This window comes from Phyllobacterium myrsinacearum, assembly GCF_002980555.1.
GTDB classification, from domain to species: domain Bacteria; phylum Pseudomonadota; class Alphaproteobacteria; order Rhizobiales; family Rhizobiaceae; genus Phyllobacterium; species Phyllobacterium myrsinacearum.
The window spans coordinates 241,258-258,399 of sequence record NZ_PVBT01000007.1; the positions used below are offsets into that span (position 1 = coordinate 241,258).

The following is a 17,142-nucleotide window of genomic DNA, read 5'->3' on the forward strand; positions in this document are numbered from 1 at the left end:
TTTCCTGCTTAAATGGAACCAGATCTGTTTAAGCAGGAAAGGCTCTAGATGAGCTTGCGCAGCGTCAGCTCGTCCTTCAGATAGGCGTAGTAGATCGGGGCGGCGACGAGCCCGGCCACGCCGAACCACGCTTCCAGCACAACCATGGCCAAAAGCAGTTCCCAGGAGCGGGACTTGATGCGGGCGCCGATGATCCGGGCGTTGAGGAAATATTCGAGCTTGTGGATGACCACGAGGAAGGCAAGCGAGCCGACGGCAGCGATGAACGACACGCTCAAGCCCACAACCACGATGATGGTGTTGGAAATCAGATTGCCGATGACAGGCAGCAGACCGGCGACAAAGGTCACCACGATCATGGTCTTGACCAGCGGCAGGTGCACCCCAAGGATCGGCAGGATGACGACGAGATAGATCGCCGTCAGAAACGTGTTCAGCGCCGAAATGCGTATCTGCGAGAAAACGATGTTGCGGAACGCGCCGCTGAGGAGGCTTGCCCGGTCAACCAGCGCCACCGCCAGAGGACCCGGCTCGCGCGATGCATTCACCGTGCTCAGCGCAATCATGCCGCCGATCACCATGCCGACGATGATGCGAACGATCAGAACGCCGAAATCACGGCCGACGAGTTGCAGCTGCCCGGCATGCTCGCGCAGCCATTTGGCCGCCATGGATTCCAGCTCATCAAGACTGGCGGGAAAATACGCCTTCGCCCAGTCTGGCAGGTGGACCTGCGCCGTATCGATGATTTCAGCCATCTTCTTGAACAGCGAGACAACCCCTTCGGTACCGTTGGTCAGTTGCCCGAGGCCGCTGACCACGGCGGCAACGATCAGAAGGATGAAAATGATCGCCAGCAGGGCCAGCGCCAGAGTCTTCGTCAAGCTGTTGGAAACGCCGAGTTTACCCAGCACGGGTGCGGCAAGATGCACGAGGTTGTAGACAAGAAGTCCCGATAGCAGGGCCGAAAGCAGTCCCAGCTGGAGGACGGCAAACAGGGCGAGAAGCGTCAGGGCGAAAGACGCGATATAGAGCCGTGTGGCAGTGAGCAAGTGGCACCTTGAGAAGGGCGATCTGTTTCGGATTCTTCCTAGCCTTGAACGGCGTATAGACGCAAGCAAAAGCGGCTCTAATATGGACAAAATTTAATGGCTGCGGCAATTTCCAAGCAACCCCAATACCCGCTAATGTCCTGTTTAACTTATGCCCTTTCGAGGGACGACAAGAACAGGTGAGTGAATGGTATCGAAATCGCGTGTCCTGATATCGGTCCTGGTCATTGCGGCGCTGGGTACAGGCGCCTATGTGACGCGGGATCGCTGGTGGACAAATGGCCTGGGTATCTCGGCGCAGAATGCCGCCGCACCGGCCGGCGGCCAGCGTGACAATGGCCGCCGCGGCGGGTCGCGGCGCGGCGGCGGACAGAGCCTCGGCCCCACGCCCGTCCTGGTGACACAAGCCAAATCCGCCGATGTCCCCGTCTATATCGATGGCGTCGGATCGGTGCGGCCTCTCAACTCCGTGGTGGTCCGCTCGCAGGTCAGCGGCAAACTGGCGGCCATCGAATTCCAGGAAGGCCAGGATGTGAAGGCGGGCGATGTGCTCGCCCGCATCGATGATGCGATCTACAAGGCACAGTTCGACCAGGCGACGGCAAAAAAGGCACAGGATCAGGCACTCCTTACCAACGCCAAGCTGGATCTCGAACGCTATACGAAGCTTGCCCAGACCAATGCCGGTACCCAGCAGCAGGCGGACACGCAGCGCGCCCTGGTGGCGCAGTACGAAGCGCAGATCAAATCCGACGAAGCTGCCATCGAGAGCGCGCAGGCAACGCTGGACTATACGGTCATCCGGGCTCCCATCGACGGGCGCACCGGTATCCGTAATGTCGATATCGGCAATATTGTCAGCACCTCCGATGCAACGGGAATCGTCACGCTTTCGCAGATCAAGCCGATATCGGTGCAATTTGCGATTCCGCAGCAGCAACTGAGCAAGATCAACCGGGCAAGTTCGGCCAGCACATTGGCCGTGCAAGCCATTTCCGGTGATGGCAAAACCGTCATCGACAACGGCATGCTGGCCGTCATTGACAATCAGGTCGATCCGGCCACGGGAACGGTGAAGCTAAAGGCCAATTTTCCCAATGACAAACTGGTTCTCTGGCCCGGTGCATTCGTCAATGCGCGGCTGCTCGTCCAGACACTTGGCGGCGCGATTGTCGTCCCCACTGCAGCGGTGCAGCGCGGGCCGTCGGGAACCTTTGTCTATCTGCTCCAGCCGGACGATACGGTTGCCATGCGCCCAGTTACCGTTGGGCAGCAGGACGATGTGCAGGCGGTCATTGCCGATGGCGTTGCAGCCGGTGACCGCGTCGTCACCACCGGTTTTGCCCGGCTGCAGGATGGCGCCAAGGTGCAGGTGACCAGCACCGCAGATCAGGGGGCTGCGCCTGCACCGGACAGCACACCGGCGGCCGATGACAAACAATCGGCGGGTGCACCCAAGAGCGGCGAACGGCAACACAAACGGCGCAACCAGAAGAATGCTGGCGCAAACGGCGAAGAGGCTGACAACGGAACCGCGAAATGAGTGTTTCCACCCCCTTCATCCACCGTCCGATAGCCACCTCGCTGCTGGGGATTGCCGTCCTGCTCGGTGGGATCCTCGGCTATCTCGCGCTACCGGTTGCCCCCTTGCCGCAGGTGGACTTTCCGACGATCCAGGTGACGACGCAGCTGCCGGGTGCCAATCCCGACACCATGGCTTCTCTCGTCACCGCTCCGCTTGAACGGCAGCTGGGACAGATTCCTTCGCTTTCATCGATGGTATCCTCGAGCGCTTTCGGCATCAGCCAGGTCACCCTCCAGTTCGATCTCGACCGGGATATCGACGGAGCGGCGCAGGACGTGCAGGCCGCGATCAACGCCGCCGGCTCCATGCTGCCGCGAACCCTGCCCTACCCGCCGACCTATGCGAAGGTGAATCCCGCCGATACGCCGATCATCACCCTCGCCTTGCGCTCGACGAGCTATTCGATCCGCAACCTCAGCGATTTTGCCGACACGATGATGGCGCAGCGCCTGAGCGAAGTGACCGGCGTCGGCAATGTGAATATCCAGGGCGGCGTGCGGCCGGCGGTGCGGATACAGGCGGACCTGCCACGGCTTGCCTCCTATGGCATATCGCTCGAAGATATCCGCACGGCGATCACCAATGCCAGCGTTGCCGGTGCCAAGGGCGCGCTCGATGGCACCCATCAGTCCTATACCATTTCTGCCAATGACCAGATCGTCGATCCGCAGACCTACAACGCCATCATCGTCACCTACAAGAACGGCTCCCCCGTCCTGCTCAAGGACGTGGCAACGGTCGTCGAGGGGCTGGAGAACGCCCGCGTCGGTGCCTGGTATCAGGGGCAGCCGGCGGTTGTCATCGATGTGATGCGCCAGCCGGGCGCCAATGTCATCGACACGGTCTCGCGCGTGCTGCAGCAGATTCCACGGCTCAAACAAGCCCTGCCCGCGGGTGTCACCCTGGATGTGGTCAACGACCGGACCAATACGATCCGCGCCTCGATCCACGACGTGCAGCTGACCCTTGCCATCAGCGTCGCGCTGGTCATTCTTGTCGTCTTCATCTTTCTGCGGACCGTCCGGGCCACCATTATCGCGGGTGTTGCGCTGCCGCTGTCGCTTGTGGCGACATTCGGCGTGATGTGGTTTGCAGGATTCAGCCTGGATAATCTTTCCCTGATGGCCCTTACCATCGGCACCGGTTTCGTGGTCGATGACGCGATCGTCATGATCGAGAATATCGTGCGTCACATAGAGGACGGCGAAGGTCCCCTCGACGCAGCGCTCAAGGGCGCGGGCGAGATCGGCTTCACCATCATATCGCTGACCGTTTCGCTGATCGCCGTCTTCATTCCCCTGCTGTTCATGACCGGCATTGTCGGGCGCATGTTCCGCGAATTTGCATTGACGCTGACGATCGCCGTTGTCGTGTCGGCGGTGGTTTCGCTGACACTGACACCGATGATGTGTGCCCGCATTCTGCACGGCAGGGGTGAAGGCGAACGCCGCGGCATTCTGCATGGCATCGACCGCGGGATGGACCGGATCATAGCGGGCTATCGCAGCAGCCTTCTCTGGGCGCTGGACCGCAGCAAACTCATGCTGCTGCTGACAGCCATAACCCTGGCGGCAACCGTTGCGCTTTACGTCATTATTCCCAAAGGCTTCCTGCCCTCGCAGGATACGGGGCTGATAACGGCCATCATCGAAACCGAGCCGACGACCTCGTTCGAGGCAATCAAGCGGACCCAGGCAATCGTCACCGACAGGCTGCAACACGATCCCGACGTCGCCGGTGTTGTATCCGTCGTCGGAACCAGCACGACCAATCTCACGCCCAACACCGGCACGCTCAGCCTCGTGCTGAAACCGCAGGATCAGCGGTCTGATTCAGCGGCCCAGATCATCGATCGTTTGCGCGGCGAAACCACCGGCATTCCGGGTGTGCAGGTCACATTCCAGAGCGTGCAGGACATCCGCATCAGCACCCGGACAAGCCGTGCGCCCTATCAGTACACATTGACCGGCACGGATACGGCGACCGTCGTCAACTGGGCGCAGCGGCTTGCAACGGAACTGCAGCGCGATCCTTCCCTGATCAATGTCGCTTCGGAAGTCGAAATGGGCGGCGGGCGCATCTTCGTCAATGTCGACCGTGAAACGGCTTCCCGGCTTGGCGTGTCGATGCAGGCGGTCAGCGACACTCTCAATGACGCCTTTGGCCAGCGCCAGATCGGTACCATTTACGGACAGGCCAACCAATACCGCATCATCCTCGAGGCCTCGCCGCAATATCAGGCAGACCCAAAATCGCTGGACAAGCTTTACGTCAGCGGTGCGGGCGGTACACAGGTGCAGCTCAGTGCATTTGCCACCGCCTCGTTCACAACAGCGCCCCTCGTCATCGGCCATGACGAGCAGTTTCCTGCTGTCACGGTGAGTTTCGACCTTGCTCCGGGCGCATCGCTCAGCCATGCCGTCACCGCGATCCAATCGGCGCAAAAGGCAATCGCCCTGCCCGATTCCATCCGCGGGCAATATTCCGGCGATGCCGCCGAGTTTGCCAGTTCTCTGGCGGGTGAGCCATGGCTGATCCTTGCGGCCATTGTCACGATCTACATCGTGCTTGGCGTGCTCTACGAGAGCGCCATCCATCCGATTACCATCCTGTCGACACTGCCTTCAGCGGGTGTCGGGGCATTGGTTGCACTGATGCTGTTTGGCCAGGATCTGTCCATCATCGCGCTCATCGGCATCGTGCTTCTGATGGGTATCGTCAAGAAGAACGCGATCATGATGATCGACTTTGCCCTGGAAGCCGAACGAACCGAAGGACTGGACCCGCGCGCGGCGATTGTTAAAGCCTCGATCCTGCGTTTCCGCCCGATCATGATGACGACGCTCGCGGCGCTCTTCGGTGCCCTGCCGCTGGCACTGGCCCAGGGTACAGGATCGGAACTGCGAATCCCGCTCGGCATCAGCATCATTGGCGGCCTCGTCCTCAGCCAGCTTCTGACGTTGTATACAACGCCCGTCATCTATCTCGGTTTCGAACGGCTGCGCAGCCGCATCATCGGACGGCCGACCGGCACGCCTGCCCCTGAAACGGACGGCGCCCTATGAACATTTCCGACCCGTTCATCCGCAGACCTGTTGGAACCACGCTTCTGGCGCTGGGCCTGCTGATCCTCGGGATTGTCGCCTATGGCTTTCTGCCGGTCGCCAGCCTGCCCTCTGTCGACCTGCCCACCATCCGCGTATCGGCCAGCCGTCCCGGCGCCGATCCTGCGACAATGGCCGCCAGCGTCGCCGCCCCGCTGGAACGGCGCCTTGGCTCCATCGCCGGCGTCACCGAACTGACCTCGGTCAGTTCGCTCGGATCGACCAACATTACAGTCCAGTTCGACCTGTCACGCGATGTTGATGGTGCGGCACAGGATGTGCAGGCCGCGCTCAATGCAGCGGCAACCGACTTGCCGTCCGACCTGCCGACGCTGCCCAGTTTCCGCAAGGTCAACCCGGCCGCCGCTCCCGTGCTCATTCTGGCGCTGACGTCGGATACGATCGCGCCCAGCGCCATCTACGATGCGGCGGACACGGTTATCGTCCAGCGCATTTCGCAAGTCGACGGCGTCGGCGAGGTGACGGCCAGCGGCGCCGATCAGCCTGCGGTGCGCATCCGCCTCGATCCCGACCGGCTCGCAGCCATGGGCATGTCACTCGACAATGTGCGCACGGCGATCACCAATGCCAATGTGGCCGAGCCGGTCGGCTCAATCGACGGCACCGATTTTGCCTTCTCGATCGGCACCAATGCACAACTGAAAACACCGGAGGATTATGGCCGCGTCATTATCCGCAGCGGTGACGGAACCGCCGTGCGCCTTTCCGATATCGCCACTGTCGACCAGGGGGTCAGAAACAGCCGTTCGGATGCCTGGTATAACGGCAAGCCGTCGGTGCTTCTCAACATCACAAAACAGGCCAACGCCAATGTCATCACCACCGTCGATGCGGTAAAGACACTGCTGCCCGATCTGAAACGGCTGATCCCCCCCGGCATCGACATCGCCGTCCTCTCGGATCGCACCACGACCATCCATGCCAGCGTGAACGACATGCAGTGGACCCTGCTGGCCACCATCTGCCTGGTGATGGCTGTCGTCATGGTTTTCCTGCGGCGCGCCACACCGACCTTTGCGGCAGGTGTGACCGTGCCCTTGTCGCTGGCCGGCACGTTTGCCGCCATGTGGGCCTGGGGCCTGTCCATCGACAATCTTTCCCTGATGGCGCTGGCCGTATCCGTCGGGTTCGTTGTCGATGATGCCATCGTGATGATTGAAAACATCTATGCCAATCTGGAAGCAGGCATGAAGCCGATGCGTGCGGCACTGGAGGGCGCGCGGCAGATCGGGTTCACCGTTGTCTCCATCAGCCTGTCATTGCTTGCCGCCTTCATTCCCCTGTTCTTCATGGGCGGCATTGTCGGCCGTTTCTTCCAGACCTTCTCGCTGACGCTTGCATTCACCATTGCGGTTTCAACCGTGGTATCGCTGACCGTCACGCCCATGATCTGCGGGCACAGGCTGAAACCCCATGACACCGACGCGCGCCCGGGCGTTTTCGGCCGTATTGTCGAAGGCACGCTGGATGCGGTCATCGGCTTCTACGGCCGCACACTGAAGAGCGTTCTCTATCACCGGGTCCTGGCTGTTCTCGTGATTTTTGCATGCGTGGCCATCACGGTCTTTCTCTACATCAAGGTTCCAAAAGGCTTCTTCCCGCAGGACGATACCGGTTTCATCATGGGCGGCACCCAGGCCTCCACCGACATCTCCTATCCGGCTATGGTGCTGTTGCAACGGCAGGCCGCGGAGATCGCGGGCCAGGATCCAGCCGTTGCCGGCGTTGGCTCCTCGGTGGGCGGCGGCGGTTTTTCCTCCGGCGTCAATCGCGGACAGTTGCTGATTTCACTGAAGCCGGAGAAACAGCGCGACCCGACCGCTGTCGTGATCGACCGCATGCGCAAATCGCTTGCATCCGTCGCCGGCCTTTCGACGTTCCTGTTCTCGCCGGGCGACATCCGTGCCGGCGGCCGCTCCACCCAGTCGCAATATCAGTTCACCCTGTGGGATGCCGACTACAACGAGCTTGTCACCTGGGCGCCGAAGATACTTGACCGCCTGAAGCTGGAACCGGGGCTGACCGATGTTGCGACCGACCGCCAGCCGAACGGCTTGCAGGCCAACGTCACCATCGACCGCGTTGCCGCGGCCCGGATGGGGGTTGCAATCGGCGATATAGACAGCGCGCTCAACAACGCTTTTTCGCAACGGCAGATTTCCACCATCTATTCCGCGCGTAACCAGTACCGGGTGGTGATCGAAGCAAACAATGATTATGCGCGCGATCCCGCGCAGATCGCCAATCTGCATGTCACCGGAACCGGTGGAATTCAGGTGCCGCTCAGCAGCGTGGCCAAGATCGAGCGCACACTGGCACCGCTCGTCGTCAATCATCAGGGCCAGTTTCCATCTGTCACCATTTCCTACAATCTGGCTCTGGGGACCTCCCTGGAAGAGGCTAACAACGCGGTGCAGTCGGCTGTACTGGAGATGCATCTTCCGGATTCGCTGCATGCGGAATTTGCCGGCGATGCGGCATCGCTCACCCAGTCCACGGGCAGCCAGCCCCTCTTGATCCTGGCGGCGCTGCTGACGGTCTATATCGTGCTGGGCATTCTCTATGAAAGCCTCGCCCACCCGCTGACCATCATCTCTACCTTGCCGTCTGCGGGGCTTGGCGCCCTGCTAGCACTGGTGGTCACGGGCACGGACCTGACGCTGATTGCCTTCATCGGCATCATTCTTCTGATCGGCATCGTCAAGAAGAACGGCATCATGATGGTGGATTTCGCGCTGCACGGCGAACGGGTTTCCGGCCTATCGGCCGAGGACGCCATTTATCAGGCGTGTCTCAAACGCTTCCGGCCGATCCTGATGACAACGCTCGCCGCCATCATGGGCGCCATACCGCTGATCATTGCTACCGGTCCTGGCACGGAACTGCGCCGCCCCCTCGGCATCACCATCGTCGGCGGCCTGATCGTTTCGCAGGTTCTGACACTATACACGACACCGGTTATCTACCTGATGCTGGCACGGCTGCATCACCGCTGGTCGGTGAAAAAATCAGCCCCAGCGGTTCCAGCCGGCATCGCAGGCGAAGCCGGGACACCCCCCGGCACAGGCAAAAATTTCATAGAATTTTAACAAAATGAAACACTGCATGAACGACAGGTTCCGCGCCTGTTCAGGTTACCCCGCATAGTGTTGCACCAGTTCCACAGGGGTATCCGTCATGCTTGTACAGCGTCTTGGCATCGTCTTTTTCATCTTCCTGGCGTTTGCCTTGTCCTTTGGCAGCTTTGTCAACTACACGGCAAAATACGGGCGTTACCCGCATCTCGCCTCCCAGGGCAAGGTCATGCAGGATGTCAGCCGGAACTGACCTGTTCCCGTCATATGGAGGCTATCGTTTGCGTTTCTCGGCCTTTTCAAGGCGTTTGAGCAACTCTGTGAACTGGGCAGGAAGTTCCCGGTCGGCCTGAGACGGATGGGAGGACTGCACCGCATTGCGGAACTCCTGCCGCGCGATCTGCGTGCGGACAACAGCGGCAACAGGTCGATGCGATATTCCGTGTTTTACTGCCATAGCCCTTCCCAACCATTTCTGGAGCAAGATCGGCATTCACCTTCTGACGCGTACCAATTCTCAAATCGGCCTGCCCTGCGGGTATCCACCGGTTTTCACGATGGCATTCTCCAGGCATAACGGGCTTCGCGCGCATTCGTTTCAGATTTTACCGGCCTATGGTCAACAAAAGCTGAAGGACCCTGCAGGGATATCCTCGCGCGATATTTTCTTTCGCCGGACAGGAACCCAAACCGTCATTGTCGCGTTCTCCTCAAAACCCCAAAAGGATGCGCCATGCTGATCCGTGTCGGATATGAAATTGCTATTCAATGCAACGAACCAACGCCCATGACGACCTACCTGAATCTGGAGACGGACCGGCTTTCCGATCTTGTTTGCGAGCGCGGCCCTATCGTTACACCCGATGTGAAGCTGGAGAATTTTCGCGATCTGTTCGGCAACAATTGCCTGCGGCTTCTGGCTCCTGCCGGAAATCTCTCGTTGAAATACGACGCGGTGCTGCGGGATGATGGCTTGCCGGATCCCATTGACGGCGATGCCCGGGAGTTGACCGTCGACAAGCTGCCGACCGAGTGCCTGGCCTTTCTGTCGGCAAGCCGTTACTGCGAAACGGATGAACTCAGCAATCTGGCATGGAGCCTTTTCGGTCAGGTGCAACCGGGATGGACACGCGTTCAGGCCATCTGTGATTACGTGAATCAGCGCCTGACATTCAGCTATGGATTTGCCCGCGCTACACGAACCGCCGCGCAGGCACATGAAGAGCGGGTTGGCGTCTGCCGCGACTTTGCGCATCTGGCTGTTGCCTTCTGCCGCTGCATGAACATCCCGGCCCGTTACGTCAATGGATATATGGGCGACATCGGTGTCCCCGCCGATCCCGCACCCATGGATTTCAATGCCTGGTTCGAGGTATACCTCGGCGGCAAATGGCACACATTCGACGCACGCCATAACAAGCGCCGCATTGGCCGCATCGTTGTCGCCCGTGGACGGGACGCGGCTGATATTCCTCTCATCTATACATTCGGGCCGCACCAGCTGACGAACTTCAAGGTCTGGACATTCGAGGAGACCAAGCCGTCTTTCTCCAGCCAACACTTTGAAAAGGTTTCACTTGTCACACCCTGGTTCAGCCAGAGGTGGTCCCGGCTTTCGCGGCATATCCAAGCCAGAACAGACGCTGAAAACACGATGTAGCGGGTTTCGGACCAGCATCCCGCAAACCGTGGAAGCCGGCTCAATACCCATGACGGCATTTGCCATGTTCGGACCCGCTGCCTGTCTGTTTGCACTGCGGTAAGCTCTTCCACAGGCGCAACAAATCGTTTCGAATTGCCATGCCGCATTTGAAGGGCTAGCCTTTTTCCCAAGCGGGATTTCATTCGATTCAGGAAAGGACCATTCCCCATGCCTTTCACAAATCCTCCAGAGCCAGCCTATTCACAGGACGACTGGGACCTGATGCAGGCGGCCTACAACAGGGCCGCCACCACCCTTCTTGTGCAATCGAGCAGCGATGAAGAAGCCAGGATCATCGCCAAGACCGTGATGACCGCATTCAACCGCGGCAATCGCAGCGTCAACTCGCTCGCCGCTCTTGCGGTGATCACCGCAGTCAATGCCCATCCGGACGTCCGCGGAGCGGATGCCCGGCCTGAAAAGCGGTACGCTTGAGGCAATTCCTCCGGTGCCCTCCTTGCCGCTTTGACATTCTGGCCCATTTGCGGCAGATGTGACCTTCGTTGTTTGGGTCGAGGTCATAGAATGAAATTCATCACCATCGCGACACTCCTAAGTGGCCTGGCTTTGTCTGCCTGCGGCTCGACTTATGCGACGTGGACGCCGCGGGAAACCGAAATTACGGGAAAAAATCCTCCCGAATGCCAGCGCGGCATTGGTATCTGCCCGAGCGACTATGGCCGCTCCGGACAGATGCGCGCCGGCAGGGGCTGACGCTACACGCCGAAACTCCGGCGGAACTGATCGTTGAGATCATCGATAATGGTTTCCGCTCTATGGTGACCGCGCAAACCCGCGTTGAGGCGATCTGACGCCGATTGCTGAAACGCCATGTAACCATTGTGGCGCGGGCGCACCCACGCGGCTTCCAATGTCCGGCGCGTTGCCGCGTAGAAGTTTGACGCTGCCGCATTGACCGCAGCGTCTTCCCACGCATCCGCATGTCCAGGTTGTCCGCCCGTTCGCGCATAGGGACCGCGCTGAACATCGCCGCTGGCAATCCAGTAGGCAAAATCGACAGCCGCTTGCCCGTGTTCGGAAAAAGCGGAAACAGCAATACCCGTACCGCCAAGCGCTGAGCCCGCCGGCCCGCTGCCGCCCGCCGCCGTCATATCGGCAAAGGCCACACAGTGCGGCCGGAACCCGGGAATGGCATAGTTGACGTAGCCGTAAATCAGCGGAGCGCAGGCAGTCGCCGACCCGGCTGCAGCCATCCGTTCCAGCACGGCAATCGGATCCATCTCGAAGCAGGCGGGATCAACGAGAGCGCTGATCTCGCGCATCATTTCCACAACGCGAATACCATGCTGCCGTTCGATCAGGTCTCCGGGTGCCGTGGCGCAGGGCGTCCCCATGTTTCCGCTTAAGGTGTAAAAGGTCATGAGCGAATGCGGCGGCCGGAGCGGAAGAAGAACCCTGCCTGCGCGGGCGAGAACCAGCATTTCATCCCAGGTGCCAGGCGACTGCTCCAAGAGATCGGGGCGCCAAGCGGAAACCTGCGTTGCCGTATCGACCGGAAACGCCCATTGCTGTCCCTGCCAGTGGTAGCTCGGATAGGATTGCCCGACGCTGCCCTTGAGCAGCGCGAGGCGCTCCGCCTCCCGGCCGGCAACATCCAGCGGGGCGAGGCAGTTCTCCGCGGTAATCTGCCCGACATGCGGATGATCGATGACGATCAGATCATAGGTTCGGGCCAGTTCCTCCACGGGAAAGGATTCAAAATCCTGCAGCGAGCGCTTGGCCCATTCAACGGTGACGCCCGTCTTCTCCCGCCAGAGCGTCGAACAGGCGACCATGGGGTCATAGCCGCGCGGGTGGCTCCACGTCATGCCTTTCAACGCAACGCTGCTCACAGGCCGAACTCCTTGCGAATCGCCTCGCTGTGTTCACCGATGCGGGGCGCGGCGCGGTCCGACTTTGCCCGTTTGCCATTGACCCGGATGGGCGAGCGCGTCGTGAGGATGGAAACATTGTCTGCCCGCTCCACCCTTTGCAGCATATCGAGAACCTTGAAACCCTCGCTGGCCATCAGCTCTTCCCAGTTCAGGACTTTCGCGCACCAGATATCGGCGGGTTCGAGGATCGAGAGCCAGTGTTCCGTCGGCTGGGTGGCGAGTTTTTGGGCGATGATGCGCTTGATCTCATCCCGGGCGGTGAACCAGCTGGCAGGGGTGTCGCGATAGGGTGCCAGTTCATCCAGGCCGAGAAGATCGGCGAGCTTCGGCAGCGGCGTCATGGCGAGCGCCAGAAAATTATCCTTGGTCGGATAGACACCGTAGGGCGCGGAGAGATAGGCATGGGCGCTGCGGAAATCGGAGCGCTTGGGCAGCCGGCGGCCGTCATTCAGATGCGTGGTCAGCACTTCGAACTGGAAATCGATCAGCGATTCCAGCAAGCTCGTTTCGATATGGCTGCCGGTTCCGCTGATCCCGCGCCTGACCAGAGCGGCGAGAACGCCCTGAACCGTAGCGGCACCCGCCAGCATGTCCGCAACCGCAAGCCCGAATGGTACAGGCCCCTGGCTTTCATCGCCGTTCAGCCACATCAAGCCCGAGCGCGATTGCGCCAGCAGATCCTGCCCGGGACGGCCCACCCAGGGGCCCTCCTCGCCGTAGCCGCTGATGCTGGCATAGACCAGCCGCGGATTGATGGCCTTCACCGCCTCGTAATCCAGTCCCAGTCGCTTGATGACGCCGGGGCGGAAATTCTGGATCAGAACATCGGCCTTGCCGAGCAATGTTCGCAGGGACGCAAGGTCGCTCGCACTTTTCAGATCGATCGCGAGACTTTCCTTGGCCCGGTTGATCGCATGAAAAATCGTCGAGTCGCCGCCGATTTCGGTATCACTCAGATAAAGCCGGCGCGAAAGGTCGCCGCCGTCGGGGCGCTCGATCTTGATGACACGCGCGCCGAGGTCCATCAGGCGCAGCGAGGCATAGGGGCCTGACAGGAATTGGCTCATATCAACGACGAGCAGGCCGGCAAGCGGCAGATCAGCATTGTCCGTGGTCATCACTTCTCGGTCTTTCCAATAAAATCGGCGGGGTTCTGATATTTCACCGTTTGCAGATGCTCGCAGTAGAGAACGAGCTCGCCTTCGTTCTTGAACACCTCATAGCTGGCGCGGATCAGCCCCAAATCCTTGTAGCGCGGGCGCTTATCGAGATTGGTCCTGATCGTGTAAATCGTATCGTTCAGGAACACCGGCTTGATGAAACGCAGCTTGTCGTAGCCATAGGAAAACGCGTTGACGCAGTTGGTCGCAACAAGGCCAAGCCCGGCGGAAAAGACAAAGGCTCCAGCGACGAGCCGCCGGCCGAAAATACCTTCGCTTTCCGCAAACATCTGGTCCTGCACATAGGGATGGATGTCGGTGACCAGCGTGTTGAAGAAATGGCTGTCGCTCTCGGAAATCGTTCGCCGCAACGAACGGATTTTCTGCCCGACCGGCCAATCCTCATAAAACCAGTTTTCTGCATTCCAGACCGGCAGAGCCGCATGATCGGCTGGCATGTTCTTCGGATGTGTCGAGGAGACGCCGACAGTCGGTGAAAACCCGGTCACACCTGCACCTCGCCCACGTCTCCGGACAGTATCCAGCGCTGTTCCAGACACCGGGAACCGGTCGGATATTTCATCGTTTACTCCTCCTCGATCTTCTTTTGTAAATATTATTTTCACATATGGGTATTCCTGACAAGCCAGAAAACAAGGAAAATTGTGCTGCAATGCAAAAAGCCCGATGGCCGGACATTTCCATCCGGCCATCGGGCTTTGTTATTTTGAGTTCTGTCTTTCGACGGGCTAACGCATGGCAATACCCTTGCCCGTCAGGCGCTCGCGATCATGCGGCCGGTCGAAGTCAATCAATGGACCAGCAGGCACAATACCCGCCGGATTGACCGAAGCGATGGAATAATACCCCGCCTTGATATGATCGATTTTCACTGTGTCGCGCACGTTTTCAAATTGATAAAGCTCACGCAGATAATGGGAGAGATGGTGATAGTCCTCGAGCCGCCGGATGTTGCATTTGAAAACGCCGTTATAGGCGGCATCAAACCGGACGAGCGTAACAAACAGCCGCCAGTCGGCCTCCGTCAGGTAGTGCCCCGCCAGATAACGATGATCGGCCAGATGCATTTCCACGCGGTCAAGCGCCGCAAAGACATCGCGCACGGCTTCGTCATAGCTTGCCTGTGATTTCGCAAAACCGGCGCGGTAGACGCCGTTGTTGATATTGTCATAGATGAGGCCGTTCCACCGCTCGATCTCCGGCCGCAGGCCTTCGGGATAAAAGTCTCTTCTGTCACCGGTCAGCCCATCGAAAGCACTGTTCAGAATGCGGATGATATCGGCGGACTCGTTGTTGACGATCTGTCCCTCCTGGCGGTCCCACAGCACCGGCACCGAAACCTTGCCCGTATAGGTCGCAAGGCTGGCAGTGTAGAGCTGATGCAGGTAATGGACCGGCGGCGCTTTTTGCCCGGCATCAACGAGATTGGTGAATGTCCAGCCGTTTTCACCGAGCGCGGGCTCGGCAACCGCAACGCTGATGATATTTTCCAGCCCCTTGAGATGACGAAAGATCAGCGTCCGCGAAGCCCAGGGACAGAGATAGGAAACAAAGAGCTGGTAGCGACCGGCCCCTGCCTTGAAGGTCGGCGTCCCCTCCTTGTCGAGCACGCCATCTGCCGTAATCCAGTTGCGAAACCGGGTCGGTTCGCGGTGGAACGCCCCGTTTTTCATTTCGCTGGCGGCGACTTCGCCCTTGATCCATTGTCCATTCACCAAGGCTGGCATGTGCTGATTTCCTGACTATTCGACTGCGCGTCAGGATCGCATTTCATGGGTGGCATTCATACCACCCATGCTTTGACAGACTGTTTTTGCCATCGCGACAATGGCAAGAGCCATCCTCTAACCCGTGACGGCTCCTTCACTGGCGGATTTCGCCAGCTTGGCAAATTTGGCCAGCACACCGCGTGTATAGCGAGGAGCTGGTTGCCGCCATGCCTTGCGGCGCTCTTCCAGTTCGGCATCGCTGACTTCAAGCTGCAGCAGCTGTTTGTGGGCATCGATGGTAATCGTATCGCCCTCCCTGACGAGGGCAATTGCGCCGCCCTCGAAGGCTTCCGGCGTGACATGGCCGACAACCATGCCCCATGTTCCGCCCGAGAACCGTCCGTCGGTGATGAGCCCGACGCTTTCACCCAGACCGCGTCCGATGATTGCCGATGTCGGCGCCAGCATTTCCGGCATGCCGGGACCACCCTTGGGGCCGAGGTAACGCAGGACCACCACATCGCCCGGCCTGATCTTATCCGAGAGGATGGCATCCATCGCAGACTGCTCGTCATCGAACACCCGTGCGGGGCCCTGGATAACAGGATTTTTAAGACCAGTGATCTTGGCGACAGCGCCACCCGTCGCCAGATTGCCTCTGAGGATAGCCAGATGTCCCTCCTTGTAGAGAGCCTTGTCTATCGGCCTGATGATATTCTGATTGGCAGGCGGAGCATCGGGAACGTGGGCCAGTTCCTCGGCAATGGTCCGGCCGGTGATCGTCAGGCAGTCACCGTGCAGCAAACCGGCATTGAGCAGGATTTTCAGGACCTGCGGGATGCCGCCGACCTGATGCAGATCCACGGCCATGTACTGGCCGGATGGCCGAAGGTTGCAGATCACCGGAACCCTGCGGCGCACACGCTCGAAATCATCCAGCGTCCATTCGACTTCCGCCGCATGGGCGATGGCCAGAAAATGCAGAACGCCATTGGTCGACCCGCCCGTGGCCATGATCAGCGAAACGGCATTTTCGATGGAATTGCGGGTGATGATGTCCCGCGGGCGGATACCCCGGCGTACGGCCTCAACGAGGACGCGGGCGGATTCGGCCGTGCTGTCCGCCTTTTCGGCATCCGGATTGGCCATGGTCGACGAGGACATCAACGACATGCCCAACGCCTCGAACGAGGAACTCATGGTGTTGGCGGTATACATGCCGCCACAGGAACCCGTGGAGGGGCAGGCATGCCGCTCGATGCCTTCAAAATCTTCCTGGCTCATCTTGCCAGCCATGAAAGACCCCACCGCTTCGAACGACGAGACGATGGAAAGGTCCTTTCCTTTCCACTTGCCCGGCTTGATCGTGCCGCCATAGACATAGATTGCCGGAACATTGGTCCGGGCAATGGCCATCATGCCGCCGGGCATGTTCTTGTCGCAGCCGCCCAGCACCAGAACGCCGTCCATCCATTGACCATTGACGCATGTCTCAATGCAATCGGCGATTACCTCGCGCGAAATGAGCGAGTATTTCATGCCCTCCGTGCCCATCGCCATTCCATCGGAGATGGTCGGCGTGCCAAAAATTTGCGGATTGCCGCCCGCTGCCTTGACCGCCGCAACCGCCGCATCGGCGAGCGGCTGCAAGCCGGCATTGCAAGGCGTGATGGTGGAATGGCCATTGGCAATGCCAATCATCGGCTTGTCGAAATCCGCCTTCTCATAGCCCAGCGCATAATACATGGCCCGGTTGGGCGAGCGCGCTATTCCCTGCGTGATGTGTTTTGAGCGTTCATTGACCGCCATGGCTGTTTCT

Annotated in this window: 14 protein-coding genes; 7 read left to right on the top strand and 7 right to left on the bottom strand. The window is 59.7% G+C overall.

Annotation, left to right across the window (positions count from 1 at the left end):
* Positions 1–44: 44 nt before the first annotated feature.
* Positions 45–1,052 (bottom strand): AI-2E family transporter, encoded by a 1,008-nt coding sequence (locus tag C5750_RS21565; protein ID WP_245421196.1) that lies wholly within the window; start codon positions 1,050–1,052, stop codon positions 45–47.
* Positions 1,053–1,239: 187 nt separating this feature from the next.
* Here C5750_RS21565 and C5750_RS21570 point away from each other — a divergent pair, with 187 nt between their 5' ends.
* The 4 genes from C5750_RS21570 (at position 1,240) to C5750_RS26660 (ending at position 9,089) form a co-directional block, all read left to right on the top strand.
* Positions 1,240–2,595, top strand: coding sequence for an efflux RND transporter periplasmic adaptor subunit (locus C5750_RS21570; RefSeq protein ID WP_105736592.1), 1,356 nt, complete (start codon positions 1,240–1,242; stop codon positions 2,593–2,595).
* Complete coding sequence (locus tag C5750_RS21575; protein WP_105736594.1) at positions 2,592–5,702, top strand: efflux RND transporter permease subunit; 3,111 nt, start codon at positions 2,592–2,594, stop codon at positions 5,700–5,702. Before C5750_RS21570 ends, C5750_RS21575 begins: the two co-directional genes overlap by 4 nt.
* Positions 5,699–8,851 carry an efflux RND transporter permease subunit gene (locus tag C5750_RS21580; protein WP_105736596.1) on the top strand — a complete coding sequence of 1,051 codons (3,153 nt, stop codon included), beginning with the start codon at positions 5,699–5,701 and terminating at the stop codon, positions 8,849–8,851. The genes C5750_RS21575 and C5750_RS21580 overlap by 4 nt, the downstream gene beginning before the upstream one ends.
* Positions 8,852–8,939: 88 nt before the next feature.
* The gene (locus tag C5750_RS26660; RefSeq protein ID WP_158531260.1) at positions 8,940–9,089 is read left to right on the top strand and encodes a hypothetical protein; all 150 of its coding nucleotides are present in this window, start codon (positions 8,940–8,942) and stop codon (positions 9,087–9,089) included.
* A gap of 21 nt (positions 9,090–9,110) precedes the next feature.
* Here the strand turns inward: C5750_RS26660 and C5750_RS21585 are convergent, their stop codons facing one another.
* Positions 9,111–9,293, bottom strand: a complete 183-nt coding sequence (locus tag C5750_RS21585; protein WP_130268615.1) for a hypothetical protein — start codon at positions 9,291–9,293, stop codon at positions 9,111–9,113.
* A gap of 276 nt (positions 9,294–9,569) precedes the next feature.
* On the opposite strand from C5750_RS21585, the gene C5750_RS21590 reads away from it, so the two are divergent.
* From C5750_RS21590 to C5750_RS21600, 3 genes are all read left to right on the top strand, one after another.
* Positions 9,570–10,496 (top strand): transglutaminase-like domain-containing protein, encoded by a 927-nt coding sequence (locus tag C5750_RS21590; RefSeq protein ID WP_105736600.1) that lies wholly within the window; start codon positions 9,570–9,572, stop codon positions 10,494–10,496.
* Positions 10,497–10,706: 210 nt separating this feature from the next.
* Positions 10,707–10,973 (top strand): hypothetical protein, encoded by a 267-nt coding sequence (locus C5750_RS21595; RefSeq protein WP_105736602.1) that lies wholly within the window; start codon positions 10,707–10,709, stop codon positions 10,971–10,973.
* Positions 10,974–11,063: 90 nt separating this feature from the next.
* Positions 11,064–11,252 (top strand): hypothetical protein, encoded by a 189-nt coding sequence (locus tag C5750_RS21600; RefSeq protein ID WP_105736604.1) that lies wholly within the window; start codon positions 11,064–11,066, stop codon positions 11,250–11,252.
* Positions 11,253–11,254: 2 nt separating this feature from the next.
* Here C5750_RS21600 and C5750_RS21605 read toward each other — a convergent pair whose 3' ends face one another.
* The 5 genes from C5750_RS21605 to ilvD all read right to left on the bottom strand — a co-directional run bounded on the left by C5750_RS21605 (position 11,255) and on the right by ilvD (position 17,132).
* Positions 11,255–12,367, bottom strand: coding sequence for an extracellular solute-binding protein (locus tag C5750_RS21605; RefSeq protein ID WP_105736782.1), 1,113 nt, complete (start codon positions 12,365–12,367; stop codon positions 11,255–11,257).
* Positions 12,368–12,387: 20 nt separating this feature from the next.
* Entirely contained in the window at positions 12,388–13,551 is a 1,164-nt protein-coding gene (locus C5750_RS21610; RefSeq protein ID WP_105736606.1) for a CaiB/BaiF CoA transferase family protein, read from the bottom strand.
* A complete protein-coding gene (locus C5750_RS21615) occupies positions 13,551–14,102 on the bottom strand; it encodes a MaoC family dehydratase (protein WP_105736608.1) in 552 nt (183 codons plus the stop codon). Before C5750_RS21615 ends, C5750_RS21610 begins: the two co-directional genes overlap by 1 nt.
* Positions 14,103–14,342: 240 nt before the next feature.
* Positions 14,343–15,341, bottom strand: a complete 999-nt coding sequence (locus C5750_RS21620; RefSeq protein ID WP_105736610.1) for a glutathione S-transferase family protein — start codon at positions 15,339–15,341, stop codon at positions 14,343–14,345.
* A gap of 117 nt (positions 15,342–15,458) precedes the next feature.
* Positions 15,459–17,132 (bottom strand): dihydroxy-acid dehydratase, encoded by a 1,674-nt coding sequence (gene ilvD / locus C5750_RS21625; protein ID WP_105736612.1) that lies wholly within the window; start codon positions 17,130–17,132, stop codon positions 15,459–15,461.
* Positions 17,133–17,142: the final 10 nt, after the last annotated feature.

Excerpts from the sequence above, each read along its gene's own strand:
- C5750_RS21570 (WP_105736592.1), top strand. The coding sequence starts at position 1,240 with ATGGTATCGAAATCGCGTGTCCTGATATCGGTCCTGGTCATTGCGGCG.
- C5750_RS21575 (WP_105736594.1), top strand. The coding sequence starts at position 2,592 with ATGAGTGTTTCCACCCCCTTCATCCACCGTCCGATAGCCACCTCGCTG.
- C5750_RS21580 (WP_105736596.1), top strand. The coding sequence starts at position 5,699 with ATGAACATTTCCGACCCGTTCATCCGCAGACCTGTTGGAACCACGCTT.
- C5750_RS26660 (WP_158531260.1), top strand. The coding sequence starts at position 8,940 with ATGCTTGTACAGCGTCTTGGCATCGTCTTTTTCATCTTCCTGGCGTTT.
- C5750_RS21585 (WP_130268615.1), bottom strand. The coding sequence starts at position 9,293 with ATGGCAGTAAAACACGGAATATCGCATCGACCTGTTGCCGCTGTTGTC.
- C5750_RS21590 (WP_105736600.1), top strand. The coding sequence starts at position 9,570 with ATGCTGATCCGTGTCGGATATGAAATTGCTATTCAATGCAACGAACCA.
- C5750_RS21595 (WP_105736602.1), top strand. The coding sequence starts at position 10,707 with ATGCCTTTCACAAATCCTCCAGAGCCAGCCTATTCACAGGACGACTGG.
- C5750_RS21600 (WP_105736604.1), top strand. The coding sequence starts at position 11,064 with ATGAAATTCATCACCATCGCGACACTCCTAAGTGGCCTGGCTTTGTCT.
- C5750_RS21605 (WP_105736782.1), bottom strand. The coding sequence starts at position 12,367 with ATGACGTGGAGCCACCCGCGCGGCTATGACCCCATGGTCGCCTGTTCG.
- C5750_RS21610 (WP_105736606.1), bottom strand. The coding sequence starts at position 13,551 with ATGACCACGGACAATGCTGATCTGCCGCTTGCCGGCCTGCTCGTCGTT.
- C5750_RS21620 (WP_105736610.1), bottom strand. The coding sequence starts at position 15,341 with ATGCCAGCCTTGGTGAATGGACAATGGATCAAGGGCGAAGTCGCCGCC.
- ilvD (WP_105736612.1), bottom strand. The coding sequence starts at position 17,132 with ATGGCGGTCAATGAACGCTCAAAACACATCACGCAGGGAATAGCGCGC.